The sequence below is a fragment of the Alcanivorax sp. HI0083 genome, from assembly GCF_001635175.1.
The window spans coordinates 1-500 of the sequence record NZ_LWFX01000089.1 but is presented as its reverse complement, the minus strand read 5'-3'; the positions used below and the strand labels follow the sequence as shown (position 1 = coordinate 500).

Annotated in this window: 1 protein-coding gene; it reads right to left on the bottom strand. The window is 57.6% G+C overall.

Annotated features, from left to right (window positions below; all coding sequences use genetic code 11):
• Window positions 1-119 precede the first annotated feature (119 nt).
• Entirely contained in the window at window positions 120-374 is a 255-nt protein-coding gene (locus A3754_RS01025) for a hypothetical protein (protein ID WP_063518623.1), read from the bottom strand.
• Window positions 375-500 lie beyond the last annotated feature (126 nt).

Below are 500 nucleotides of genomic sequence, written 5' to 3'. Positions count from 1 at the left end.
CGGCGGGCGCGTTTGCCGCGGCCCAGGGTGCGAACGAAAGGCGCAAAAGCATGTTCAGTCATGATTCCATCTCATCGGGTTTAAGGCGTGTTGCGTGAAGAATGGTACGTAGAGGCGTTTCAATACCAGCTGGTGCACGGGCCGTGTTCGGCGATCAGTGCGATCAGACCCGCATGATCTATCACCGGCAGGGCACTGTCCGGGAGTTGTAAGGATGAATGCGTCAGCAGGTAGCCATCTCCTTTCAGCTCCAGCTGTGATGCAAGTAACAGGCCTGCATCGGTGAAGACACAAATGTCGCCACGGGTGTAAAGCGCCGAGAAGCGCTGGTGCGTGTTGTTATCGTCAGGGGAAAAGCCAAGCAGGTGCAACATCAGAACACCAGAATCTGATCGCATTGGGTGCGTAATGATAGCAGTTCATCATGCCCAAGCGGGTCGGCGCTCACCGGGCAGGGTGCGGGGGGGGCGTTTTCCTCGCGTCCCGGTTTTTCGGTCACG

Bases quoted from the DNA above. Each gene is read 5' to 3' on its own strand.
- A3754_RS01025 (WP_063518623.1), bottom strand. From the start codon at position 374: ATGTTGCACCTGCTTGGCTTTTCCCCTGACGATAACAACACGCACCAG.